The sequence below is a fragment of the Microcoleus sp. K5-D4 genome, assembly GCF_036704575.1.
Classification (GTDB): Bacteria; Cyanobacteriota; Cyanobacteriia; order Cyanobacteriales; family Microcoleaceae; genus Microcoleus.
On record NZ_JAUBSD010000079.1, the window covers coordinates 1 to 25,563 of the forward strand.

General features: G+C 45.7%; 22 protein-coding genes. 10 read left to right on the forward strand and 12 right to left on the reverse strand.

The genetic code is table 11. The features are described from left to right. The coding region (locus QUA77_RS21665) for a leucine-rich repeat domain-containing protein (protein WP_333452432.1) at nucleotides 1-827 on the reverse strand (827 nt) is incomplete at its 3' end. A gap of 193 nt (nucleotides 828-1,020) precedes the next feature. On the opposite strand from QUA77_RS21665, the gene QUA77_RS21670 reads away from it, so the two are divergent. After that, nucleotides 1,021-1,290, forward strand: a complete 270-nt coding sequence (locus QUA77_RS21670; protein ID WP_333452434.1) for a type II toxin-antitoxin system VapB family antitoxin — start codon at nucleotides 1,021-1,023, stop codon at nucleotides 1,288-1,290. After that, nucleotides 1,287-1,706: a type II toxin-antitoxin system VapC family toxin gene (locus tag QUA77_RS21675; RefSeq protein ID WP_333452436.1), complete on the forward strand. Its 420-nt coding sequence runs from the start codon at nucleotides 1,287-1,289 to the stop codon at nucleotides 1,704-1,706. Before QUA77_RS21670 ends, QUA77_RS21675 begins: the two co-directional genes overlap by 4 nt. Nucleotides 1,707-1,717: 11 nt before the next feature. On the opposite strand, the gene QUA77_RS21680 is transcribed toward QUA77_RS21675, so the two are convergent. The 4 genes from QUA77_RS21680 to QUA77_RS21695 all read right to left on the reverse strand — a co-directional run bounded on the left by QUA77_RS21680 (nucleotide 1,718) and on the right by QUA77_RS21695 (nucleotide 3,364). After that, complete coding sequence (locus QUA77_RS21680; RefSeq protein ID WP_333452438.1) at nucleotides 1,718-2,038, reverse strand: DUF433 domain-containing protein; 321 nt, start codon at nucleotides 2,036-2,038, stop codon at nucleotides 1,718-1,720. A 37-nt stretch (nucleotides 2,039-2,075) separates the two neighbouring features. Next, nucleotides 2,076-2,264 carry a hypothetical protein gene (locus tag QUA77_RS21685; protein WP_333452440.1) on the reverse strand — a complete coding sequence of 63 codons (189 nt, stop codon included), beginning with the start codon at nucleotides 2,262-2,264 and terminating at the stop codon, nucleotides 2,076-2,078. A gap of 395 nt (nucleotides 2,265-2,659) precedes the next feature. Continuing rightward, the gene (locus QUA77_RS21690) at nucleotides 2,660-3,004 is read right to left on the reverse strand and encodes a DUF5615 family PIN-like protein (RefSeq protein ID WP_333293549.1); all 345 of its coding nucleotides are present in this window, start codon (nucleotides 3,002-3,004) and stop codon (nucleotides 2,660-2,662) included. A gap of 21 nt (nucleotides 3,005-3,025) precedes the next feature. Further along, nucleotides 3,026-3,364, reverse strand: coding sequence for a DUF433 domain-containing protein (locus QUA77_RS21695; protein WP_333452442.1), 339 nt, complete (start codon nucleotides 3,362-3,364; stop codon nucleotides 3,026-3,028). A 270-nt stretch (nucleotides 3,365-3,634) separates the two neighbouring features. On the opposite strand from QUA77_RS21695, the gene QUA77_RS21700 reads away from it, so the two are divergent. Beyond that, entirely contained in the window at nucleotides 3,635-4,519 is an 885-nt protein-coding gene (locus QUA77_RS21700) for an aspartoacylase (protein ID WP_333452444.1), read from the forward strand. An 11-nt stretch (nucleotides 4,520-4,530) separates the two neighbouring features. Here QUA77_RS21700 and QUA77_RS21705 read toward each other — a convergent pair whose 3' ends face one another. After that, nucleotides 4,531-5,232, reverse strand: a complete 702-nt coding sequence (locus QUA77_RS21705) for a phosphatase PAP2 family protein (protein ID WP_333035940.1) — start codon at nucleotides 5,230-5,232, stop codon at nucleotides 4,531-4,533. A 160-nt stretch (nucleotides 5,233-5,392) separates the two neighbouring features. On the opposite strand from QUA77_RS21705, the gene QUA77_RS21710 reads away from it, so the two are divergent. From QUA77_RS21710 to QUA77_RS21725, 4 genes are all read left to right on the forward strand, one after another. Further along, nucleotides 5,393-6,472: a M23 family metallopeptidase gene (locus tag QUA77_RS21710; protein ID WP_333452446.1), complete on the forward strand. Its 1,080-nt coding sequence runs from the start codon at nucleotides 5,393-5,395 to the stop codon at nucleotides 6,470-6,472. Nucleotides 6,473-7,534: 1,062 nt separating this feature from the next. Next, nucleotides 7,535-17,026 carry a PAS domain S-box protein gene (locus tag QUA77_RS21715; RefSeq protein WP_333452448.1) on the forward strand — a complete coding sequence of 3,164 codons (9,492 nt, stop codon included), beginning with the start codon at nucleotides 7,535-7,537 and terminating at the stop codon, nucleotides 17,024-17,026. Further along, complete coding sequence (locus tag QUA77_RS21720) at nucleotides 17,026-18,057, forward strand: PleD family two-component system response regulator (RefSeq protein ID WP_333035943.1); 1,032 nt, start codon at nucleotides 17,026-17,028, stop codon at nucleotides 18,055-18,057. Before QUA77_RS21715 ends, QUA77_RS21720 begins: the two co-directional genes overlap by 1 nt. Before the next feature lie 252 nt (nucleotides 18,058-18,309). Next, nucleotides 18,310-18,528: a hypothetical protein gene (locus QUA77_RS21725; RefSeq protein ID WP_333452449.1), complete on the forward strand. Its 219-nt coding sequence runs from the start codon at nucleotides 18,310-18,312 to the stop codon at nucleotides 18,526-18,528. Between the two features lie 8 nt (nucleotides 18,529-18,536). Here the strand turns inward: QUA77_RS21725 and QUA77_RS21730 are convergent, their stop codons facing one another. Both QUA77_RS21730 and QUA77_RS21735 read right to left on the reverse strand, forming a co-directional pair. After that, nucleotides 18,537-19,046: a hypothetical protein gene (locus tag QUA77_RS21730; RefSeq protein ID WP_333452451.1), complete on the reverse strand. Its 510-nt coding sequence runs from the start codon at nucleotides 19,044-19,046 to the stop codon at nucleotides 18,537-18,539. Nucleotides 19,047-19,173: 127 nt separating this feature from the next. After that, the gene (locus tag QUA77_RS21735) at nucleotides 19,174-19,680 is read right to left on the reverse strand and encodes a hypothetical protein (protein WP_333452453.1); all 507 of its coding nucleotides are present in this window, start codon (nucleotides 19,678-19,680) and stop codon (nucleotides 19,174-19,176) included. Nucleotides 19,681-19,791: 111 nt separating this feature from the next. On the opposite strand from QUA77_RS21735, the gene QUA77_RS21740 reads away from it, so the two are divergent. Continuing rightward, nucleotides 19,792-19,974 (forward strand): hypothetical protein, encoded by a 183-nt coding sequence (locus QUA77_RS21740; RefSeq protein WP_333035949.1) that lies wholly within the window; start codon nucleotides 19,792-19,794, stop codon nucleotides 19,972-19,974. A 41-nt stretch (nucleotides 19,975-20,015) separates the two neighbouring features. Beyond that, nucleotides 20,016-20,138 (forward strand): hypothetical protein, encoded by a 123-nt coding sequence (locus QUA77_RS29395; RefSeq protein WP_445302096.1) that lies wholly within the window; start codon nucleotides 20,016-20,018, stop codon nucleotides 20,136-20,138. A gap of 73 nt (nucleotides 20,139-20,211) precedes the next feature. Here the strand turns inward: QUA77_RS29395 and QUA77_RS21745 are convergent, their stop codons facing one another. After that, nucleotides 20,212-20,445, reverse strand: coding sequence for a hypothetical protein (locus tag QUA77_RS21745; RefSeq protein ID WP_190662685.1), 234 nt, complete (start codon nucleotides 20,443-20,445; stop codon nucleotides 20,212-20,214). A 193-nt stretch (nucleotides 20,446-20,638) separates the two neighbouring features. On the opposite strand from QUA77_RS21745, the gene QUA77_RS21750 reads away from it, so the two are divergent. Continuing rightward, nucleotides 20,639-22,801: a flavin-dependent dehydrogenase gene (locus QUA77_RS21750; RefSeq protein ID WP_333452454.1), complete on the forward strand. Its 2,163-nt coding sequence runs from the start codon at nucleotides 20,639-20,641 to the stop codon at nucleotides 22,799-22,801. Between the two features lie 38 nt (nucleotides 22,802-22,839). Here the strand turns inward: QUA77_RS21750 and QUA77_RS21755 are convergent, their stop codons facing one another. From QUA77_RS21755 to QUA77_RS21765, 3 genes are all read right to left on the reverse strand, one after another. Beyond that, complete coding sequence (locus QUA77_RS21755; protein ID WP_333452456.1) at nucleotides 22,840-24,171, reverse strand: hypothetical protein; 1,332 nt, start codon at nucleotides 24,169-24,171, stop codon at nucleotides 22,840-22,842. Nucleotides 24,172-24,445: 274 nt separating this feature from the next. After that, on the reverse strand, nucleotides 24,446-25,108 hold the full coding sequence (locus tag QUA77_RS21760) for a (2Fe-2S) ferredoxin domain-containing protein (RefSeq protein WP_333035958.1): 663 nt from the start codon (nucleotides 25,106-25,108) through the stop codon (nucleotides 24,446-24,448). 73 nt (nucleotides 25,109-25,181) lie between these two features. Continuing rightward, complete coding sequence (locus QUA77_RS21765) at nucleotides 25,182-25,427, reverse strand: Asr1405/Asl0597 family protein (RefSeq protein WP_333035960.1); 246 nt, start codon at nucleotides 25,425-25,427, stop codon at nucleotides 25,182-25,184. Nucleotides 25,428-25,563 lie beyond the last annotated feature (136 nt).

A 25,563-nucleotide genomic window follows, 5' to 3' on the forward strand; every position in this document is an offset into this window, starting at 1 on the left:
CCGATCGCATCTGGGATTTCGCTAATCTGATTGCCATCGAGGTCAAGCTGTGTCAGATTCGATAGTTGCCCGATCGAATCTGGGATTTGGGTAATTTGATTGCAACTGAGAATAAGCTGTGTCAGATTGGAAAGTTGAGCGACCACTTCCAAGATTTTGGCGATTTGATTGCCATTGAGGGAAAGCAATGTCAAGTTAGAAAGTTGAGTGATCGCTTCCGGGATTTCAGTGATTTGATTGACGTTGAGGTTAAGTTCTGTCAGATTGGACAGTTGACCGATCACATCTGGAATTTTTGTAATCTGATTGTTAGTAAGGATAAGCTGTGTCAGATTGGAAAGTTGAGCGACCGCTTCCGGGATTTCGGCGATTTGATTGCTATTGAGGGAAAGCAATGTCAAGTTAGACACTTGAGCGATCGCTTTCGGGATTTGGGTAATCTGATTTTCACTAAGATTAAGTTGTGACAGATTGGACAGTTGGCCGATCTCCTCTGGGATTTTGGTAATCTGATTGCTACTGAGGTCAAGCTGTGTCAGATTCGACAGTTGCCCGATCTCCTCTGGGATTTCGGTAATCTGATTTTTAACAAGCGAAAGTATTTTTAAGTTGGTTAATTGAAGAACAGCATCAGGAAACTCAGTTAACTTATTCCCAACCAATTTTCTTTTCTCCTGATCCCACTTCCCCAACACCAGCATCTCAAGCTGCGTGCACTTGCCAATCTCCGGCGGCAATTCCTCCAAGTCCAGCCCCGCCAAATCCAGTTCCGTCAATTTTTCCTCGGCTGCTCGGTCAATTCGCCGCACTGCTTCCTCTCGCGTCATGCCATTTGTCTCTCGGTAGGATTCATTTTATTCTGACAGGATTTTTGGCTTGGTGGGGAGTTTCCCGCGCGTCACAATCAAAGAAACCGGGTTTTTTTTGTTTCTACACTGTCATGCGTCTTCTGGGCAAAAACCCGGTTTCTGAGCGAGACATCACAACTATAATAAAATAACCGTTCAAAGAGGAAAGCCAATGGTGACGAGCCTGAATGTGGATACGGCACTGCTGCAAGAGGCGATCGAACTTGAGGGAGAAATTGAGATCGAGACTCTAGTTGAAATCGCCTTGCGCGAATACATTCAACGCCGCAAACAGCCACAGAATCTCGAACTTAGCTTTGGAGAATCTCTCGCTGCATTTCGTGAAAAATATCAACTGCACGAACTCGGTTTAAATCCTGATGAAATTTGGGGAGAAGTTCGCGATCGCACTTTTGCAGGACGCGAGGTCATCTTTGAATGACGCTGCGTTATTTACTCGATACCAACATTATCTCCGAACCTGGTCGTCCTGTTCCGAATGCGAATGTGATGACTAAACTAATTGAGGCAAAATCCACAGTTGCGATCGCCTCTATCGTTTGGCATGAAGTTCTGCTGGGCTGTTATCGAATGCCTGATTCTAAGCGTCGCAGTGCGATCGAAGCTTATCTTCAGGAAGAAGTGAAAGTAAAATTACCGATTTTGCCCTACACCCAAGAAGCGGCTGAGTGGTTCGCTAAAGAACGAGCAAGACTCATCCCGATCGGGCTTACACCGTCTTATGCTGACGGGCAAATTGCAGCGATCGCTAAAGTCAATAATCTGATTCTGGTGACACGAAATGTTGCTGATTATGCAAACTTTCAAGACTTGGCAATCGAAAACTGGTTTTCTTAAACTTAATCCATTTAATCATCTGTATGATGAGAAACAATAATGCGATCGATTTGTTCCCGGTGGCGATCGTAATAACGCCAAGCATTCTCTAAATCGCGATCCGACAAACCTGGATAATTCCGAAGTAACTCAGCCTCATCAGCCCCCTGTTGGTGAAGCGAAACCAGTGTCCAAACAGGAATGCGCGTGTTGCGAATTCGGGCATTTCCTCCACAGACTCCAGGCGTACTCTGAATCGCCCTAGCCGAGAGTTTTTCTTGAAACAGCAAACTCTCTTCAGGTGTCAGCGACTCAATGACTTGAATTAAGGAGTCAACCAACTGAATGTTCATAGCTGGTAATTTACAGAATATATAAGAGTGCGATCGCTCAAACTATCATAGCAAATTTCCCCAACCTCAACGTCTCAAGGTGCGTGCACTTGCCAATCTCCGGCGGCAATTCCTCCAAGTCCAACCCCGACAAATCCAATTGAGTCTGGCCCTCATCAGCCGCTTTGTCGATCGACTGCAACAACTCTTCTCGCGTCATATCTTTTTGTCTCTCGGTAGGATTCATTTTATTGTGGCAGGATTTTTCGCTTGGTGGGGGGGCATCACGACACGGCAGTGACCAAGGCGTGACAACTTAAGCTGTCAGTCCACCCAGCCTTCTCGCCCACCCGACAGTCCGCCAGGGAATCAATTCCCTGTCTAATAGCGAAAGTCCTCTCAAAGAGGACTAATGAGTTCTTCAGTCCTCTTCTAGATGACTTTCGCTTTGAGGCAGGGGTTTCAACCCCTGCCGGATTGCTGGACTATTGGTTGTACCTGGTTGTTGACACCAAGGATCATTGCCATGTCCAACTTTGCCTACGCATCACAACCCGTAGAAACCGGGTTTTTTCCCTTTTCTACGGCTGTCACCAAATATTCTCGCAAAAATCCGGTTTCTGGCCTACGCATCAGTCCTGTTTATGTTAATGGGAGATGGACGATCTGATCTTGGTATTCGTTATCAAACGAACCATCAACAATCACAATCAATTCCTCAATATTTTGCCCAATACTTAAATCCTGATTCAAAACAAAAATCCCTGGAATATGACCACCTTGAGCCAGATGATCTACCAAATGTACCGGCATTGACTTGCGATTGTTTGTCACCAAAATAAAGTTATGCTCCTCACACCACACCAAAATCTCCGGATCGAGAGTGCTTTTTGGGGGTGTACCAATTTCGCCCACTGCCCAAACTACTAAATCAGGGCGTTTTCGCCGAAGTTGTGTAGCATAAATGGGCGTAACATTCTCGTCCATTAAATATTTGAGCGCCCTTTCTCAAGCACCCTGGATAACAGATTGTCTTTCCCGTTCAGCTTTCAATTTTCGCAATCTTTCTGTCGCCGGATGGGGATTTGCTACTTGGATTTTTCGCTGCTGATGCGACCATTCCAACCAATCTTGCAAATAGCTACTTACTGATTCTTGATTTTGTAAATAATACAAAATAGTCGTATAAACTTCTGCCAAAGTTAGAGATGGATAGAGTTGCTGAATTTCTGCTGGGGTGCGTTCCCGATAAAGATACTCATACAGTACCGTCTCAATCCCGATGCGATGTCCTTTAATGCGAATATCATCCGGTGCTAAGAAATCAAAATACTCATTCAGTCCCATATCTAAAATCCCTCTTTTAGCTATCTACTATTCTACTATTCGGTTTGATCGGAAACAATCATGCGATCGATGTGTTCGCGGTGGCGATCGTATTTTTTTTGTTGAGTGACGAGAAATACCATAGAAACCGGGCTTCTCAGTTCTGCGCGTGATACCTACTTACTTAAACTTTAGCCGATCTAAATATAAACACTTAATCAACCTCAATCTGATATTTTTTACCAACAGATGACAAAAGGTGATACCCTGGGGAGAGGAAGTTATTTGTCTATGAACCAAATTAAACGTGTTGCCATAGTGGGAGGAACCCACGGAAACGAACTCACAGGAATTTACCTTGTGAAGAAATTCGATCGCGCGCCAGAGTTAATTGGGCGATCGACTTTTGAAACTATCACCCTGCTAGCCAATCCCAAAGCTTGCGAAATCGGGACACGCTACATCGATATCGACCTCAACCGCTGCTTTAGAAAGCAAGATTTAGAAAATCCCCATCTCTCCAGCTATGAAGCGCAGCGGGCGAAAGAAATCTACCGCATTTTTAGCTCAAAAAACACTCATCTGCCCAACTTAATTATCGATTTGCACAGCACCACATCCAACATGGGGCTAACTTTTATTCTCGCCAGCCATCATCCATTTAACCTGCAACTAGCAGCTTATTTAACCTCTGTCTATCCCCACCTCAAGGTACTCGCTTCTACAACCAAGAATCACGATAGTCCTTTGCTGCGATCGCTTTCCGAATTAGGCGGTACGCTGGAAGTTGGTGCAGTGCCGCAAGGCGTCTTGGATGCGTCTTTATTTCAGCAAACTGAGCAAGTTGTGTGCGGAATTTTAGACTGCGTAGAAGCCTACAATCAAGGCACAATGCCTGCTGCAAAGAATCCCCTGACTATTTATCACACCATTGGGGCGATCGACTATCCCAGAAACGAGAACAGAGAAATTCAGGCAATGATTCATCCTCATCTGCAATTCAGAGATTATGAAGCCCTAAATCCCGGCGATCCGATGTTTTTGACCTTTGATGGTGAGTCGGTATTGTATGAGGGTAAATCCACGGTTTATCCCATTTTCATTAACGAGGCTGCTTACTACGAAAAAGGAATTGCCATGTGTTTTACTCAAAAACAAATAGTCAGTCTTGACTAGAAATTTAAAAATTATTCTTGAGAATTCTCAGGTGACAAAAACTCCTCTTTAGAAGCCGTAGTCAAAGAACGCAATTCTTTCCATATTTCCAAAGTGATGATACAGGTAATCAGCCACACCAAACCAGCCGTATAACCAGCAATAACATCGGTAGGCCAGTGAACTCCTAGGTAAAGCCGACTTAAACCAATAGCAGCAATTAATACCACTGTCAAGCTGTAAATCGACCAGCGCTGCTTGGGAAAGCGTTCACCCAAGAAATATCCTAGCAAACCGTAAATAACCATTGAAATCATCGCGTGTCCGCTAGGAAAACTGTAAAAGCGAACGTCAACAACGCGCTCCCAAAGTTGAGGTCGAGCGCGGGCAAAAAGTTTTTTTAACAGTAAATTTAAACCGATCGCTCCCCCAGCCGCGAGCGCAATAGTTGCACCTTCCGAGCGGTGATTGCGCGCTAGCAAAACAATACCCAAAATCAGACAAATTACTAGCAGCAACTTCGGTTCGCCCAAAAAGGTAAAGCCCAGCATTATTTGATCGCGCAGCGGAGTGTGCAATTGCCTCAGAGCTAGTAAAATAGAGGTATCGAAAGCGTAACTTTCTTTTTCCAACACCTCTTCGGCAATGGTGGCAAATCCCCACATCGCCAAAGCAGCAACAGCAAGCCCGGCCAGCCGAATTATCGAAATTAGCGATCGAATTTTAGAACCCATTCTTGAATTAATTAAAATTTTAAAATTTCCAACTCAAAATAATACCACAACTATCGGAAACGAAAACGCCTTACCAATCGTCAAGATTCTTGAGCAACTATATTCTGAATGATTAATTGATTTTTCACTACCCACCTCAGCTTTTACATCCAATCGGCGAATGACTATACTCTCCACAAAATACATTTCTGCAATTTTGTTGACCTTGGGGTTGACAAGTCTTTCTAGCTGTGATAACAAAACAGGAGTCAATGCGCCGATCGCCGAAGCAAACACGATCGCCCAGCGTCTCGTCTCGACCGCAGTCGCCCAAAAGCCGAACAACCCGCAATTCGGTCAGCCGATCGACTGTACCCTAGGAAAAGACTGTTTTGTATTGCTGTATTTCGATCGAGAACCCGGCCCCACAGCAGTCGATTTTGGCTGCGGGCGCCAAACCTACGACGGGCACGACGGCACAGACTTTGCCATTCCCGACGCCAAAGCAATGGCAAAAGGAGTTCCAGTTATTGCCTCCGCTGCCGGCAAAGTTTTGCGATCGCGAGATGGTGTAGTCGATCGGCGTTTACAAAACGATACAGACAAAGCCAGCATCGCAGGCACAGAATGCGGCAACGGCATGGTAATCGACCACGGCGGTGGTTGGGAAGCCCAATACTGCCACCTCCGCAAAGGCAGCGTTGCCGTCAAACCGGGTACGCAGGTACAAAAAGGCACAGTTTTGGGCATGGTGGGGAACTCTGGGATGGCCTCTTTCCCCCACGTACACGTAACTTTTCGCTATCAAGGCAAACCTGTAGATCCGTTTGTCGGCCCCGACGCAAAGGCAGGCTGCAACATCGCCCGCAATCCTATTTGGGACAAGCCTCTAGACTATATTTCCACAGGTTTAATTAGGGCCGGTTTTGCCAATAAGCCACCCGATATCAACGCTGTCTGGGAAGGACAATTTTCCGAGACTCAACTCCCTGCAAACAGTCCAGCTTTGTTGTTTTGGGTGCAAAGTTACGGAGTGCTCAAGGGCGATCGCGAACAATACAAATTATTTGCCCCCAACGGCACAACCATTGCCGATCAGACCAATGAAATTAAAGCCCCCAGCCGCACTTGGTTGGGTTATGTCGGCAAAAGAAACAGTACAAATTCTCCTCTGACTCCCGGAGTTTGGCGGGCCGAATACCGATTGACGCGGGGCGATCGAGTTTTGGCAGAAGTCAAGCGAGAAGTAGAGTTGCGTTAGTCCGTTGACTGTTGACTGTTGACAGCATTTAATTCGTGTATCCCTGTCAAAATAACTCTCTTCCTTCTTCCTTCTTCCTTCCGAAAGTTATTTCCGCAGCCACCCAAATAATTCTCCGACACTCAACCGCAGTTCGCTAGGGCACTGGACGCAACAGACGGGGATGTACGGAAAGTTCAGAAACTCAGCAGGCACAGGAATTTAAATACACTCATGATCTATGACGACAACCGGGGGCGCGACCAACAGGACGTTACCGAAATGCTTGATGGGATGTTTTGAGTCAAAAAAAATCCCCAGTTTTTTTTACCGATTGTCAGGTTTAAGGCTAGCCAATTTAAAAACATTCTTTGATTAAGAGAAACCTTCTGGAGTGCGATCGTTAATTGAGGTATGTCAAGAAATCTTTGCAGTTTGCTTGGCAAGACTTTCAGTAGTAATTGGATAGGGAAATACCCGTGCGAGCCGTTCCAGCCTCACTTGTTTTTCCGATTGTATAAGATCCAATAATATTGTGAGCAACCTCAACTGGGTGTGCGTTACTTGTTTTTGTAGGTGGGTTTGGTAGAATGTGGGTAACATTTTTTTTTGGGTAGGCTAGCTTGTAACAATTCGGCTGCCTATCTTTTTTAGCATAATACCAATTATATGTGAAGTTGCATATAATAGAAAGATGGCGTTTATGGTGCGTTTTATGGCTCGTATTTTAAAAATCTAAATTGAAGAAAGTGCTGAACTTTTAGAAAAACAACTAAAAAATACTCGTACAGCGAGTCAGAAAGAACGAATACAATTATTATGGTGGTTAAAAACAGGAACTTGTTGGAGAGGTTTTTACAACACTTGAGCAATTACGAGAGCGATTGAAACAAGTTCTTGAAAAAATCACCCCGCTCGCAAATTAGTTCGTTGTTATCTTACAAGTTTATTCTTGAAGCCCTATTCTATGCAGCTTCATATTAAATTGGTATAAGTGGGCAAAATCTTTACTCCATAAAGATTTCAGGCGGGTTGTCACCCTCCCTGGGCAATCGCAAAAGTCGTTATTGCAGTTAGAAGAAAATGCTGGAACTTTGGAAAAACCTTTTTGCTATAGCACCGTTTATCCCCCACGGGCATTGCTATCTCTGGAAACCAGGGCTAGTGGGGCTTCATATTGTTTCCGACTTGCTGATTGCCCTGGCTTATTATTCAATCCCGATAACGCTGCTATATTTTGTTCGTAAGCGACGAGATTTACCCTACTCCTGGATATTTCTGCTATTTAGCGCCTTCATCGTCGCTTGTGGTACCACTCACTTGATGGAGATTTGGACGCTATGGCATCCCACTTATTGGCTGAGTGGTTGCCTTAAAGCCATAACCGCGTTCGTTTCAGTATTAACAGCGATAGAGCTGGTGCCATTAGTGCCACAAGCATTAGCGCTCCGGAGTCCCGCAGAGATGGAGGCAGCTAACCGAGAATTAGAACGCGAGATTGGAGAGCGCAAAATTGCACAAGCAGCACTTCAAGAGCGAGAGCAGTTTTTAAGCAACATTTATAACTCGGTCACGGATAGCCTTTGGGTGGTGGAACAGCTTGAGGATGGCGAATTTCAAGTTGTCAGGATGAATCGAGCCATTGAATCTTCAACTGGGACTTTAGCTGAGAATTGGATTGGCAAACGGTTGGATGAACTGTGGGACTCGCAGACATCTGCCACGATTCGGGCGCATTACCATGACTGTTTGCAGCAAGGTAAAACAATCTCTTATGAGGAAAATCTGCCTTTTGGAGAACAGATTTGTTGCTTTCTCACTACCTTAACGCCTTTAGTAGATCGCGATTCGCGAACTCGCTTACTCGGTGTCAGCATGGATATCACGGAGCGCAAGCGGATTGAAAACGCTTTAAGAGAAAGTGAAGAACGCTGGCAGTTAGCCTTGCGGGGTAACAATGATGGAATTTGGGATTGGAATGTTAGAACGGATGAAGTCTTTTTCTCAGCACGATGGAAGGAAATACTGGGTTACGAGGATCGCGAAATTTCCCACCATTTAGATGAATGGGCTAAACGAGTTCATCCAGACGATTTTGCCTGGGTGATGGAAACAATTCAAAATCACTTTGCTAAAAAAACTCCTTTTTACGAAACCGAACACCGCGTTTTATGTAAGGACGGAACTTATAAATGGATTCTCGATCGCGGTCAGGCACTCTGGGATGACAGTGGCAATCCAGTGAGATTGGTAGGTTCTTCTACCGATATAGCAGAACGCAAGCGGGCTGAAGAAGAGCTGCGTTGGAAAGAAACGTTGCTGCGAGCAATGACCGATGCTTCGCCACTCGCTTTTTTCGTTGTAGATAACCGTAGCGATGCCATTCTCTATTTCAATCACCGCTTCTGCAAAATCTGGGGCATCGAACACCTAGAGGAACAGATGCAGCAGGGTCAACTTAAAAACAACGATATCATTCCTGACTGTTTGCCTGCCCTTGTGGATGTTCCGGCTTTCGTAGAATCGTGCAAACTGCTACAAACTGAAGAAAATCGAGCGGTTATTGAAGATGAAATTCCTTTTAGCGATGGGCGCACGATTCGTCGTTTTTCGACCCAAATTCGCGATGAAAGCGATCGCTATTTCGGACGGCTTTATCTATTTGAAGATATTACTGAACGCAAGCAAATAGAAGAACAACTGCAACTGGCTGATTTTTCGCTCGAACACTCCTCTCTCGGCCTTGCCTGGGTCGATCGCGATGCCAAAATTTTGCGGGTAAACCAAACAGCCTGCGAGCAAAGAGGATATTCTCGCGAAGAGTTGCTATCAATGCGCGTCTGGGATGCAGATCCCAATTTTCCGATTGAGGTATGGCCCCAGCATTGGCAACAACTTAAAGAGCAAAAAACACTTTCATTTGCTTCTCAACATTCCAAAAAAGATGGTAGTGTTCTTCCCGTAGAAATAACGCTGAATTATCTGGAATTTAACGGTAAAGAATACAGTTTTGCGTGTTCGCATGATATCAGCGATCGCTATCGCGCAGAAGAAGCGCTGCGAGCCTCTCAAGCCCGTCTTTCTGGGGTTCTAGATATTGCCGACGAAGCCATTATCTCAGTAGACTCCAGCCAACGCATTACCCTGTACAACCAGGGAGCGGAACGGATTTTTGGCTATACTTCCGAGGAAATGCTCGGTCAGACTCTCGACCGACTTTTGCCAGAACGCTTTGGGGCAAATCATCGCCAGCACGTAGGACAATTTGCTCAATCTGCCCAAACAGCAAGGAAGATGGGTAGGCGCGGCGAAATTGTCGGTCGCCGTAAAGATGGCACGGAATTTCCGGCTGAAGCTTCAATTTCTCAACTGGAATTAGCAGGAGAAAAAGTTTTTACGGTCTTTCTACGCGACATTAGCGATCGCAAACAGGCAGAAACAGCCTTAAAAGAAAGTGAAGCCCGCTTCCAAGCATTTATGAATTACAGCCCCGCTGCGGCTTGGATTACGGATAGAGATGGGCAAATTCTTTATTTCAGCCAAACCTATGCCCGTATGTTCAATTTGCCAACCAACTATTCAGTTGGAAAAGTAGACCTCAACATCTATCCGGCCGAGTTTAGGCAGGAATATTTAAAAAATATTCGCAAAGTTGTAGAAACCAATCAAACGATCGAAGCCATTGAACTGGCTCCCCTCGCGGACGGCAGTATTGGCGAGTTTCTGGTTTACAAGTTTCCGCTGCCCAGTTCATCGGGGCAAGTATTGGTTGGCGGAGTCGCGCTCGATATTACCGAGCGTAAAAAAGCAGAAGCTGCCCTGCAACAGCGAGAACAAGAGTTCCGTGCTCTAGTAGAAAATGCGCCCGATATTATCATGCGACTGGATCGGGAATGCCGCTATCTCTATATCAACCCCCCAGTTGAACGGCAATCGGGAATTCCTCCTGCCACGTTTATCGGTAAAACTATTAACGAATTCGGTACGCCCGAAGCGTTAGTTAATCTTTGGCAAACAACCATTGAACAGGTATTTGAAACGGGTTGCGAGCAAAGTATTGAATACGAAATTCCAGGGGGTGCAGGGCTAAATTATTACGCTTCTCGCGTAGTGCCTGAGTTTGGTGGTGATGGCTCGGTGCAGTCGGTTTTAGCAGTTGCGCGCGATATCACCGAACTCAAAGTTACAGAAGCAGCTCTAGAAAAGGCTCGCGACGAGTTAGAAATTAGAGTCAGACAACGCACTGCCCTACTCGCAACAGCTAATAAAGAATTGCGACAGGAAATTAGCGATCGCAAACAAGCACAAGCTGCCCTAAAAGCATCGGAAAACAGACTCAAAGATGTGCTTGACAACACAGCCGCCTTTATTTCCTCCGCCCACATCCATCCCGATCAAGTCTGGGAATACAACTACTACTCCCCTAATGGAGAGGAAATTCTTGGCTACAAAGGAGAAGAATTTGCTGCCGATCCGAGTTTATGGCTATCTAGAATTCCTGCCGAAGATCTTGAGACAATCGTTCTGCCAGCAACGCAAGATTTGTATGCCGGACGGCAAATAACTATAGAGTATCGATTCCGCCATAAAAATGGCAATTTGCTCTGGTTATCTAACACTTTGCTAGCTAAAAAGCACAAATCTGAAGATTACTGGTTTGCCACCGGAATTGTTACCGACATCACCGAACGCAAACAAGCAGAAAAAGCATTGCAGGAAAGCGAACAGCGCTTTGCTATTTTGGCGAAAACCGCCCCTGTTGGTATATTCCGTAACGATACTCAAGGCTATTGCTTATACGGCAACGAACGCTGTTTAGAAATGGTCGGGCTTTCTTTAGAAGAATTAGTCGGTGAGGGATGGGCAATATCAGTATATCCAGACGATCGCGATCGCGTTATTACTGCTTGGAATAGTTTCATACAACAAGGCATTCCCTATTGCTGCGAAATGCGCTTGCAGCGACGCGATGGCAGCATTATCTGGGTATTGGCACAAGCGATCGCGGAAAAAGATGTCGATGGGAACATTATCGGTTACATCGGTACCCTTACCGATATTACGGAGCGCAAACAAGCAGAACAACTTTTAAAAAATTACAACCAAATTCTAGAAGCTGAGGTAAAAGAACGTACGGCTGCACTGACTCAAATCAATGCTCAATTAGAGCAGGAAATTGAGGAGCGCAAGCACATAGAAACCCAATTACGACGCAGCGAAACAAAACTATCAGCCATTTTAGATAATGCAGGTGCTTGTATTTATATCAAAGATTTGAACGGTACCTACACCTATGTCAATCGCTTAACTGAGGAACTTTTTGGGCGTAGCGCAACTGAAATTATTGGAGCGAACGATCGCAAGTTTTTTACCGAAGAGTTAGCTGTAACTTACAAAGAAAATAGCGATCTCGTCACAAACAGCGGCCTTGTCCATCGCTTTGAAGAAGTAGGACTCGATCGTCATGGAGAGCTTCATTACTTTTTAGCGACCAAAGTTCCTTTAAAAAACTCTGACGGCGATGTTTATGCCATGTGCGGTATTTCTACAGATATTACCGAACTCAAGAGGACGGAAGCCGCACTCAGGCAAAGCGAAGAACGAATGCAGGCGCTTTTGAGCGCAATACCCGATTTGATGGTGCGGCACCGGGTAGATGGAACTTATTTAGATGTGGCGGGAAATGACAGCTTCTTACAGGTGCCGCGCGAAGCGCTAATTGGCAGAAAGCTACAAGACACCTGCCTTCCCGAACAAATTAAAACCGACTTTCTCGACCGTTTTCAGGTAGTAGCAGAAACCGGAACGCTAGAACTTTACGAACACGACCTCGAAACCCCTGATGGTGTCCACAGTTACGAGACGCGCATCGTAAAAAGCAGTGCTGATGAGGTTGTATGTCTGGTGCGCGACATCACCGAACGCAAGCGAACGGCAAGCCACGCTGCGCGAACGCAAGCTGCGCTGCAAGAAAGTGAAGAACGGTATCGTACTGTCATAGCAGCGATGGCAGAGGGTATTGTCTTGCAGGATACTGACGGGACAATTCGTACTTGTAATAGCAGTGCCAAACGAATTCTCGGTTTGTCTCGCAAGCAAATGATGGGACGAACTTCCCTCGATCCGGCTTGGCGAGCGGTTCGCGAAGACGGTTCCCCCTTCCCAGGAGAGGAACACCCGGCAATGGTGACGCTGCAAACGGGCAAAGCTTGCTCTAACGTGGTGATGGGAGTCCACAAGTCAGATGGTAGTTTTACCTGGATTTCCATTAATTCCCGACCTCTAATTCGCGCAGGCGAACCCCTCCCCTACGCAGTTGTTTGCTCGTTCGCTGATATTACTGCTCGCAAACAGGCAGAAGAGGCACTACGACAAAGCGAAGCGCGTTACCTCGCGATTCTTGAAGATCAAACGGAACTGATCGGTCGCTCGTTGCCTGATGGAACCTTAACCTTTGTCAACGAAGCTTTCTGTCGATTTTATGGAAAAACGCGGGAAGAACTCGTCGGTCACCGCTACGAACCTACCGTATTTGAGGAAGACCGGGAACTCGTTGCCAGATTGGTTAAAACTCTTACCGTAGATAATCCACTTGTAATTATCGAAAATCGGGTGATTGCCAAAGGACAGGAGGTGCGTTGGACGCAGTGGGTTAACCGAGGAATTTTCGGCACAGATGGTCAGATGCTGGAGTTTCAAGGGGTCGGACGAGATATTACCGATCGCAAAATTGCTGAAGAAAACCTGCGACGATACGAAAAGATTGTTGCCACTACTACTGATGCAATTTGTTTAATCGATCGCAACTACACCTATCAAATTGTTAACCAAGCATATCTGAATTGGCATCACCGCTCTCAAGAAGAAATACTCGGACGTACTATTAGTGAAGTTTTGGGTAAAGAGCTGTTTGAAACTTACATCAAACCAAGAGGCGACCGATGCTTAAATGGGGAAACCATTCAATACGAACTATGGTTTAAATATCCAAACGCTGAAGAGAAATTTCTCAGCGCTACCTACGCTCCTTATTTAGAGGCAGATGGCACGATTTCAGGTTTAGTGGTGAGTTTGCGTAACCTCACCGAACTAAAACAAATGGAAACGGCGTTGCAGCAGAGCGAGTCTACTCTGCGAGCTTTCTTCAACAGCAGCGTCATGATGATGGGGATTGTAGAGCTGTATGAAGATGACATTTTGCATCTGTCTGCTAACTTAGCAACAGCACAGTTATTCACCACCACCCCAGAAGCGTTGCAGAATCAATTCATTAGCCGAACGGGAGTATCGCGATCGCTCCTACAACTTTGGCTCGATAACTACTGGGAAGCTGTAAAAATTCAAGCTCCAGTCAGATTTGAATACGCTCGCGAAACTCATAAAGGAGAAAAGTGGCTCTCTGCCAGCGTTTGCCCGATTTCCATTGGCTCTGAGGGTCGTCCGAGATTGTCGTACATTATCGAAGATATTAGCGATCGCAAACAGGCAGAAGAAGCACTGCGACAGAGCGAATCAACCCTTCGCAGTTTCTTCGACAGTGGCTCGATGATGATGGGGATTGTTGAGCTGTATGATAACGACATTCGGCATCTTTCCGATAACTTATTAGCAGCGCGGTTCTTCGGTAAGACTCCAGAACAGACGAAAAATCGCTTCGCAAGCGAGATGGGAGTGTTACCAGAACACATACAGCAGTGGATGGAGCGCTACCAAGAAGCTTTACACGCTCAAGCTGTTGTGCGCTTTGAATATCCTCACGAAACTCCAACCGAACTAAAATGGCTCTCTGCCAGCGTTTGCCCGATTGGAATTGGCCCCAACGGTCGTCCGAGATTGTCCTACGTTGTTGAAGATATTACCGATCGCAAACGCGCAGAAGAAGCACTGCGCCTCAGCGAAGGTCGGCTCAAACACCTGACGGCTAGCATTCCGGGAACCCTTTATTCCTTTGGATACTACCCCGATGGTTCGGCCCAGTTTGAATATGTCAGTCCCGGTTGTCGAGATTTATTTGAAGTCGAGCCGGAGCAGATCCTAAAAGATCGAAATTTCCTCGAAAACCAAATTTCTCCCGACGACCGACCCAGTTTTGATGAGGCAATTACTCGTTCCCTTCAAAACTTGGAACATCTCACCGCTGAATGGCGCAATATTACTCCTTCTGGAAAACAAAGATGGCTGCGCGTCCAAGCCCAACTCGAATGCCGCGAAGATGGTTCTAAAGTTTGGCATGGGGTGATCTTAGATATTACCGAGCGCAAACTGGCAGAAGAAAAGCTCAAACAGGCAGAGTATAAATATCGCACCTTAATCGAACAAATTCCCGGAGTCGTTTATATTTCTCCTATCAAGGCAACTACTGAGGAAGCTTATATCAGCCCGCAACTGCAACAATTGCTGGAAGTTCCTCCTGAAGAATGGTCTGCTGGCTTTTTTAATAGTTGGGCTGATTACGTCCATCCAGAAGATCGCGATCGTGTTTGGCAAGCCGTAAGCACCACGATCTCTACGGGAGAGCCATTGAGCGTCGAATATCGTATGGTAACTCGTAATGGCAAAACAGTTTGGGTCAGAGATCGAGCGAATCTCGTTCTTAGCGCCGACGGACAGACTCAAGTGCTTCAGGGTTTAGCCTTCGATATTAGCGATCGCAAGCAAATAGAGCAAGCGCTGCAAGAAAGCAACGAGCGTTTTCAGCTAGCAACATCGGCAGTAAAAGGATTTATCTACGACTGGGATTTCAATCAGAATAGCGTTTTGCGGACACAGGGACTATTTGAACTTGTTGGGTACCGCCCCGAAGAAGCCGACGCGAACGTTGAGTGGTGGAACGAACACGTCCATCCAGAAGATTTCCCCAAAATTTCCCCGCAGCTATCCGAAGCCTTGGCCAATGAAACTCAAAATTATTTCGTTTTGGAATACCGACTTCGCCATCAAGACGGTCACTACGTTTACGTGTCAGATTACGGCACGATCTCGCGAGATACCAACGGACGAGCAATTAGAGCCGTAGGTCACGCCATAGACGTGAGCGAACAGCAAGCAGCCCTTCGCGAACGCAGAAAGGCAGAAGCAGCTTTGCAAAAAGCACTCCAAGCCGCCCAAGCTGCTTCCATCGCTAAGAGCCGCTTCCTGTCTAACATGAGCCATGAACTGCGTACTCCTCTCAACGCCATTCTCGGTTTTAGCCAGGTGATGGTTCGCGGTAGTTCCGTTACCTCTGAGCAAAAAGAACAGCTAAAAATCATCAACCGTAGTGGCGAACATTTGCTTAATTTAATCAACGATATTTTATCATTGTCCAAAATTGAAGCAGGCCAAACTACGCTCAATGAAAGTCGCTTTGACCTGTATCAGCTACTGAAAGATATAGAACAAATGTTCAAACTCAAAGCGATTTCAAAAGGCTTGCAGCTAACCTTTGAACGGGCATTAAATGTTCCCCAATACGTAAAAACTGACGAGAATAAATTGCGTCAAGTTTTAATTAATTTGCTAGGAAATTCACTTAAATTTACTGCTTCCGGTCACATCGCCTTGCGAGTGAAAAAGGGTCGGCTATCAGAAAAACCTGACCTCCAAAACCTTGGCTCCAAAACTTATTTGCTGTTTGAAATTGAAGACACTGGTCCCGGCATTGCTCCCGATGAAATTAAAACTTTATTCGACCCCTTCGTACAAACAGAAACAGGCCGCAAATCGATGCAAGGAACGGGGCTGGGCTTACCTATCAGCCAACAATTCGTAGAGATGATGGGAGGACAGATTGCAGTCAGCAGCCAACTCGGTCAGGGAACAATTTTCACATTCGATATCCTCGCGAGCGAGGTTGATGAATCTGATGAGAAGAGTTTATCGATTACCCAGGAAGTTATTGGATTAGAGCCAAATCAACCTGTGTACCGCATTCTAGTTGTTGAGGATGTCGAAGAGAACCGTCAGTTGCTCTTAAGAATACTCGAACCGTTAGGATTTGAAGTGCGAGAAGCAGTTAACGGTCAAGAAGCGATCGCTTTGTGGTCAACTTGGAAACCACACCTTATCTGGATGGATATGCGAATGCCCGTCATGGACGGCTACGAAGCAACTAGAGAAATAAAAGCTTTGGAACAGCAAAGTGCAGTAGCTGGAGAGAATCACAACTTACCTGCCAACTCATCATCTACCAACGCAACAAAAATTATTGCTTTAACTGCTAGTGCTTTTGACGAAGATCGAGCCAAGATTATGACAACAGGCTGCGATGACTTTATACATAAGCCTTTTCTAGAGTCGGTGCTATTTGACAAGATGGCTCAACACTTAGGAGTCCGTTATATTTATCAAGAGGATTTGTCGGATAGCTCACCTGAGCTAGCAACACCGAGAAACTTAACACTAGAGGATCTAAACGTCATGCCTTCTGAGTGGATAGCACAGTTCCGACACGAGGTGCTTTGTGCTAACGACGAGGTAATTTTGCAGCTAATCGACCAAATTCCCGAAAGCGAGGCAAGTTTAGCACACACCCTGACAGATTTGATTAATAACTTTCGCTTAGATATACTCTTTGATTTAATCCGAGCATCTTAATGAATAACCATCAAGTACCCGCTTCCTTTGGGTACATTCTCATCGTTGACGATCATCCAGACAACCTCCGAGTTTTGTCCGCTATCCTTACCGGGTCTGGATATCAAGTCCGGAAGGCAATTAACGGTCAACTGGCTTTAAAAGTTGCCCAAAATTCTCCCCCCGCTCTGATTTTACTTGACATCTTGATGCCAGAAATGGATGGCTATGAAGTTTCCTCGTTGCTCAAAGCTCATCCACAAACAGCGGAGATTCCAGTAATTTTTATCAGCGCTCTCGATGATGTATTTGATAAAGTAAAAGCCTTTGATGCTGGAGGGGTAGATTACATTACTAAACCATTTCAGTCAGCCGAAGTTTTAGCTCGCATTAAAAACCAACTAATTATCCGCAATCTGTATCTCGAACTTCAGAAGCAAGCACAGAAAATCGCCGAGAAAAATGCCTTGCTTGAACAGGAAATCAAGAATCGTAAACAAGCTGAATCTGCTTTGGTTGAAGCTAATATCGAGCTACAGCGTCTCGCCTCTTTAGATAGCTTAACAGGAGTCGCTAATCGTCGTCAGTTCAATGAATCTCTCAATAGAGAGTGGCAACGGATGGCACGAGAGCAATTACCCTTATCTTTGATTTTAGGTGACATTGATTATTTCAAAAAATACAATGATACTTATGGTCATTTAGCCGGGGATTTCTGTCTACAGCAAGTGGCTCAAGCGATTAGTCGTGCTATTAAGCGTCCGGCAGATATATTGGCTCGTTACGGAGGTGAAGAATTCGCTGTAATTCTACCTAATACAAAAGCTGAAGGATCGCTAAAAGTCGCTGAGGCGATACGGCATGAAGTGCTAAATCTTAAAATTGCCCACGCTCAATCTGCTGTTAATCAATACGTCACCTTGAGTCTGGGCGTTTTCAGTGTAGTTCCCCAGGACACCTCTGACCCCTCAATCTTGGTTGCTGCGGCTGATAAAGGATTATACGAAGCTAAAGAGCAGGGGAGAAACCGTTCAATTGTGAAAACTTTTTAATCTGAAGTTCCCCCCGTAGAGGGGATGTTCAAATCTCTCAAACCTTTGCACTACAAGGAACAATTGCCTTTTTGCCCCTTAAGGCCGTACCCATGTATTTTAAGGATTTATTCCGATTTACCTCGGCAGATACGTGGCCTAATTGTAGTCATATATATCGAACGTGTTCCAAACAGAAACTCTCCCCCTGCCGTATTACTTCGCGAGTCCTATCGCGAAGGTTCAAAAGTACGGAAACGCACTCTGGCAAACTTGTCTAAATTGCCCGACCATGCGATAGATGGACTGCAAGCTTTGTTAAAAGGTAGCGTAACGATCGCCACTTTGCCTGACTCTTTTAAAATCACTCGCTCGCGCCCCCACGGCCAGGTAGCAGCAGTGTTGGGTAGCGTGAAAAATACTGGTTTACCCAATTTAATTAGTTCCGAAAATAGTCGCAACAGAAGGTTAGTATTGGCGCTGGGGGGGTGACAAAACGTCTACGAGATAGACTGTATAAGGGTTGCGGCTCGCATACCTTGTTGATAAAAGCGCCGTTTATTTGGAGTTAACTTCATTAACTGTTCTACCTCGTCAGAATATTTTTCTAGATAATTGACCCACTTTTCTCCCTCTAAACCAACACCAAATGTACTCCGTCTTCGATATCTTTTATTAGGTTCTTTGCGACGAGATACATATTTTTGCACCTGCTTTTTCCTCATTTCAGTGCCTTGAAATATTCCCGAACTGTAGGCGAGTGTCATGAGTAAAATCATGTTGATAAGTCGGTCTCCTTTTAAGCTAGTTCCTTCAAGATCGTAGCCTCCTGTTTTACAATCTCGAAACATTTCTTCAATGCCCATCCGTTGCTTGTAAGCATCGATAGCTGCCGGCAATGACCCTAAATCTGTGAGAATAAACCCTGCTTCATCGACCTTCCATCCCCCGTAGTTTCTTTTCCACTTACAAGCCAGATCAAATCCAGTAGCAGGCTGAGTTTTTCTCACTCTTTTACCTTGAAAATATCAAGAGGTTTAAGAGTACTATTCCTAATTCATCTAACCGTTGCCAAACTAAATGTTCCGTTTCGACACAATGATTCTTTTTCAGTCTTAAACAAAAAGATACACCCTTTTACCTCAGCCAGTTTGCCAAATCGACCGAACAAAATTCGCGGTCTCCTAAAACGATGACTTTATATTCTGAAAATAATGGTAAAACTTGCTGTAAATTGGTTGTTTGTGACTCGAAGTTACTGTTTCCCAATTTGGGCAACAGTGACCAGTATAATGGAATTGCTCTTCGCTCCCAGATCAGGCTAACCATAAAGAGATTAATGCGCCCCCATTGACTGCGGTCGATTGCAATTGATAAAGTTTGACCAACACGGCAATAAGTAATCAACCAATAAGTAATTAATGGGAACCAAATTAGTGAGATAGTTAAGTGAGGCAAATCGAGAAACCTTTGTAGTTTTCTACGCCGACTTTCTGTTGTAATTGGATAGGGAAATACCCGGGAGAGCCGTTCTAATCTCACTTGTTTTTCAGATTGTATCAAGGGTAGCAAGATTTCAATCAGTTTAAATTGAGCTGAACTTAGTTGTTTTTTTAAATGAATGAGGTAGAATGTTGGTATCATTATTTTTGAGATAGGCAAGCGTGTAACAATTATACTTCCTATCTTTTTTGAGCACCGGATTGGCTCAATCCTTACAAAGGTATGGGTTTCAGGCTGGTTGTTACCCCCCCAGTGTCAGTTAATGAGATTTTGACATCGGTTAATCTAATAGGCGGAACTGATGCAATTACATTTGAATCTTTTATTGTCAGAAAAATTGTGCCAAAACTAGGGAAAGCGGTTTGTGTAGTGATGGATAATTGTCCCATTCACTTGGGAGAAGAAGTGAAAAAAGCGATTGAAAAAAAAGGGTAAACTTAATATACTTATCACCTTATTCACCTGATTTTTCACCAATTGAAAATCTGTGGTCAAAACTTAAAATCATTCTCCGTTCTATCAAGACTACTAATTATCAAGAATTAGGAAAAGCACTCTTAGTTTGCCTTCGGGCAAGTTACATCGTCAAATATTTTTAACTGGTTTACACACTGCTGTTATGGTACCTCATCTTTTTGAGAAAGGCTATAGATCTTTTAGCCGCAGTCTAGTCTAAGGCAAATTGTTCCAAGCTTGAGCCACAATGTCGCTCAGCCATAGCCTCTGAGCAAAATCGAGCAGATTGTCGTCGGCGAGTACCTCAGCCTTTAACTCATCCAAAGACTGAGATCGCGATCGAGCTATTTGAATCACACCCGCGATCGCCGACGCCACCAATTCTTCATTCAGCGGCTGCTGTCGCAAAGCAATCATTTCTTGAGGATTCGTAGGAATGGGATAATTCATAAGAGTGCATACCGAAAGGAGTAGATATTCAGCCGTTGCGCCCCCACCGAGAGCAAGAGCGATCGAAAACCTAAAAATCTGAGAACATTGTAAACTTATTTAAAACTAAATAAGTATTCGGGAGTATAGCCTACTTTGCTCCCTTGTCAACTCCCCCATCTTTATTAATTTATTCAGAATTGACACCCTAATCATGCAAGAAATTCTTTATCTAGAAGTCCCGACACCGGATACAGCAGCCGTCTGCACTTGGTTGCAGCACGAATTCGATCCCGAAATCGGAGAAAAAATTATTACTGCTGACGGCTTTCGCCTGCTTTCACCCGCAACAGCAGCCGAGGTTCTCAAGTCTGGAACTCAAAAGACCAATCCAAAACCCGCCTTGGCTGACACCAATTCAGGAAACCAAAATTGGCGATCGACAGAACTTTCCACCTTTGTCTGGTCACTGCAGCGCACCACTTATTTAAAAGTCTTTCGTCTAGAAGAGGCGCCTGCGGGAGAAAAAAAGTTCCTGGAAAATCTGAATCTTGCTGTGAGAAACAAGTTTCCCGATCGCTACCCAGAACCTCCTGTCATAGACCTCTCCAAACAGTCAATTTTTGAGGCTCTTGCCCCCTATTACCCCCTGACCGTCAAATACTTCCAAAAAATGCCTCAAGGCGAATACGACCTCAAGCGCGTCTACTGGTGGGAGCAACGTTGGCGCGAAAGCACTCGCAATCCTCAAAAGCCAAAACAAGTAGTGTTTTTGAAGGAAGAGGGTTCGGCAACGGATTCTGTAACGGATTTAACGGATGTAACGGATGTTAAGAAGAAGGTAAAAAGTACAGTTTCGGTGTCGGATGTTGGGGATACTGTTTACGACTTAATTTATATTGGCGGGGCCTTGGGAGTGATTCACGCCGCAGTCATGGCGAGATTGGGCTACCGGGTGCTGCTAGTTGAACGAATGCCTTTCGGGCGAATGAATCGCGAGTGGAATATTTCGCGGGACGAAATTCAAAGCTTAATTGATTTGGGTTTATTTACTGCGGCAGAAATAGAAACTTTGATTGCCAGAGAATACAAAGATGGCTACAACAAGTTTTTTGATGCTAACAATCCGCCCGTTGCTAAAGCGCCAGTTCTGCACACACCAAAGGTACTCAATGTAGCTTTGGACGGCGAAAAATTGCTGAATTTAGCGGGAGTTAAGCTAACAGAAGCTGGTGGAGAAATCTGGGACGAAACTGACTTTCTCAGAGCCGATGTTGAAGCAGAAAAAGTAGTAGTCCAAGGCCGCCACTTGCCGACAAAAGCCGATCGCACTGCATTAGGACGGCTGCTGGTGGATGCAATGGGCTCGGCTTCTCCCATCGCTTGGCAATTGAACGAAGGGCGGACTTTTGACAGCGTTTGTCCGACAGTGGGAGCAGTCATCGACGCAGGATTTGAGCCGGGAGTGTGGGATTCCGAGTACGGGGATGTACTATACACTCACGGGGACATTTCCCGCGGGCGCCAGCTCATCTGGGAGTTGTTTCCCGGCGCCGGCACAGAACTGACAGTTTATCTATTTCACTACCACCAAGTACATCCCGAGAATCCCGGTTCTTTGCTGGAAATGTACGAGGATTTTTTCGCAATTTTGCCGGAATACCGCCGCTGCGATGTTGATAAATTGGTGTGGAAAAAACCGACCTTTGGTTATATTCCGGGGCATTTTAGCAGCAACAGCAGCGATCGCTCCGTGGCGATCGATCGCCTAGTCTCGATCGGCGACGCAGCATCCTTGCAATCTCCCCTCGTTTTCACAGGCTTCGGCTCTCTTGTCCGCAATCTTTTCCGCTTAACAGACCTTTTGGATACAGCTTTAAAGCACAATTTGTTGACGGCAAATCACTTAAACCAAATTCGCGCCTACCAGAGCAATGTTTCCGTAACTTGGCTGTTTTCTAAAGGTATGATGGTTCCTACCGGCAGCAGTTTGCCACCTCAAAGAATTAATTCAATTCTCAATACCTTTTTCGGTATTTTGGCAGCACAAAAACTCACCGTAGCCGAAACTTTTATTAAAGACAGAATCGACTGGCTAACTTTCAATCGACTGGCGCTCGAAGCAGCCGGAAAAAACCCTTCTCTCCTCTTGTGGATTTTAGATTTTGTCACCTTGAGGGATATTTGGCGCTGGCTGGGAAGTTACGTGAATTTTACTTTGCTGGCTGTGGCCAGTTTGCTGTTCGGATGGCTTCCCAGCTTCGCTCGCAGGGTACAGCCTTGGTTGGAACCCCGATATCCGGCTGTTTGGCTGTGGCTGTTGGCTACCAGCTATGCTCTCACCTACGGCATGGGAAAGGGGAGAAAAGAGTGTTGAGTTTTGAGTTGTGACTCAAAACTAGCAACTTCTGTGCGCTATCGAAAACTCGGCAATTCAATTTCAGCTAGCGATCGGCGTTTTTTAGAAGCCCGCAGCGGACTGGCAATCAAGCTCAGCCAGTCTGGTTGGGCGACTGCTGTAGGTTTTGCCACACTCGATCGCACTTCTTGAATGCCAAAGGTTTCAACAGAGTTCAAAATTTGAAAAGCCCTGGCCAATTCTTGGGCGTCCACTTTGGTAGCAGTTTCGGGTTCAGGCTCAGCCATTGGCAGTTCAGGTTCCGCAACCGGTTCGGCCGAGTCTGTTGCCGGTTCATCAGGTTGGTAGGTTTCGCTCTTCTGCAATTGAATGCCGGATACTTCGGCTAATTTGTTGAGTTCCAAATTGGGTGGGGATTCAGGCTCGATCGCCTCGGCAGCAGCGGCTACCTCTGGAAGCTCTTCTGGTTCCGACCAAGGTTGGACAGGGGAAGCGTTGAAGGCTGGCGGCACCGGCATCTGAGAGCTTTTGACCGCCGCGAGCAAAGATTCTAATTGTGCGCTGGCGGTGTCCAGATTATTGTCAGGCGGCTCGGTCCTCGGCGACTTTACCTGCGGCCTGTCCAAACTTCTTTCCAAGGCAGCTTTGAATTGCAGAGTGTGGCGCTGCTGGCGGTGCAAGCGGGCTCGCAATTCCCTGCAAATATTTTCTGTGGCTACTAACTGGTGTAACTGTTCGTTGTAGCGCTGCACAGTAGACGCACATTCTCGCTCAACAGTCGCTAGCCTGACTTGGCTGGTTGCCAACTGACTTCTTAAACTTTCGACTAAAATTTCTTGACTTTGGAGGGTTTGATGGGAAACTTCCACTTTGCCAAACAGCCGCGTCAATTGTTCTTGAGTATTTTCGAGTTCTGCAGTTCGCTGTTCTAGCAAAGCTTCGCGATTCTGCAAGGTTTTTTGGGACTCTTCAAGAGCTGTTTCTAGCTGGGCGATGCGCTGCAAAAGGTCGCGGTTGCATTCGTGCAGCGCTTGCATGAGGGTGACTGGGGTTGATCCTTTGCCCTTGGCCTGTTCGGCATTCCCAAGCATATTTTTTAGATTCTCTGAAATCGGGGGCGAGCCCGCCTCAGTCGGCTGTGTCGGAGATGGCGAATTTTTTGTTTCAGGTGTTGTGGGAATTGCATCTACGCTGATGGCGTTGGGAAAATCTACTGTTTGCCAGTCTTCTTCTGGCTGTTGGGGAACCGTTGCGGGAGGGTCTGTCGCATCGGGGGCGATCGGCTCAAAACCCCCAGCAGCAGCAAAATCTGACTGCAATGGTTCGGTATCGGATGGAACAGCAGGGTACGGTTGGTGCTGATGGGCTCGAAGATCAGCTTCTGACATGGCTTTTTATCCCAATACTCACAGGGTCTCAGATACAGTCTATCCTTAGATATTCTCCCGAAGGAAGCCCCTCAGTGATAGTTGTTGTCATTTTTTCTGTTTTTTCGGACAATCGCCTCTGAATCGAGTGGCGCGATCGAACTACAACCCGAACTCGAATTCAGGCGTAAGATGCGCCTATGAGCACCCTACAGACGTGAGTTTTTCGTCCAGAGTCCTATTAAAATAATTTTTCCCGATCTCTAACGCACTGTTGCGGTATCCGGGCGATCGCCTAAGCTTTAACAACTGCACAATGTTTGTCAATGATTGCTGGAACTTCTGCCGGTGCAATGCGGCTGTAGCGAGTTTTGTCCGGCATCACAACTATATTTGGGCCCGCTTTACACTGTTTGAGACATCCGGTTCCCTGTACTGTCACTTTGTCTTCTAAACCGCGCGCATTCAAAGCATTTTCTAAAGCTTTACAGACTCCTCCAGCGCCCCGCTTCAGGCAGTCTGATTTTTGACATACTAATATTTTGGTTTGGGTTTTTGCCGGAGCTTTTACCGTTTGAGCCGCAGTGGGAGAGCTGACTTCGCTTTTGCCGATCGCGCGATCGTCGGATGTCAATACCGCAACAGGCCCATTGGTGGAGTCAAGGTGTTCGTGCGATCGATCGTTGTTACCCTGAGCCAGCTTGAGGCTGCGAGCTTTAAGTTTTATTTTACCGTTTTTCAAGTTGATTTCTTTCTCACCTACAACTTCAACTTTCAAACCGGGCGTCAAAACAGGTAACAGAAATGACCGCAATTCCTTGGACAGTTTAACAAGATATTCTACTCCCCGAGCATTGCTAATTCGCAAATATTTAAGTTTGCAGCCATCTTCAATAATTAGGCCGAGGATTTCTCCCTCTAAACTGAATTCGGAAACTTGCTTGCCAGATTTATACATTGTTATGACTCCTTTAAATCCGTTACATCCGTTACATCTTGTACATTGCTCGTTGCCGAACTTCGTTCTACCTTTAGCCCCTTTGCCAGCAGTATTCCAGCCACTGCACCAGTTCGCCCCTCGGGGCACTGACTTGCCTCAACACGCTCATTAACTGAGCCGCTTGTTTAACAGTATTGACTTTTGCCCGCAAAGGTTGGTCAACCGCACACCAGCAGGGAATTTCTAGTTCTTGCAAGCGTTTGTAAACTTGCCACCTATCTAGCCAACTTACTTGCACAATGTCACAAACTTCTAATTCTGGATCTGCTGGATTCATTTTTTAACAACAGTAATAATTTGCATTAATTTTTACCCTGAATGGTAGCGGGTAGAAGTTAAAAGCCAGATTTCAGCAGAACATCAAAGATGATCGAAAGCCCTTCCTGAAAAATTCTGCCTTTTGTCCTCTGCTT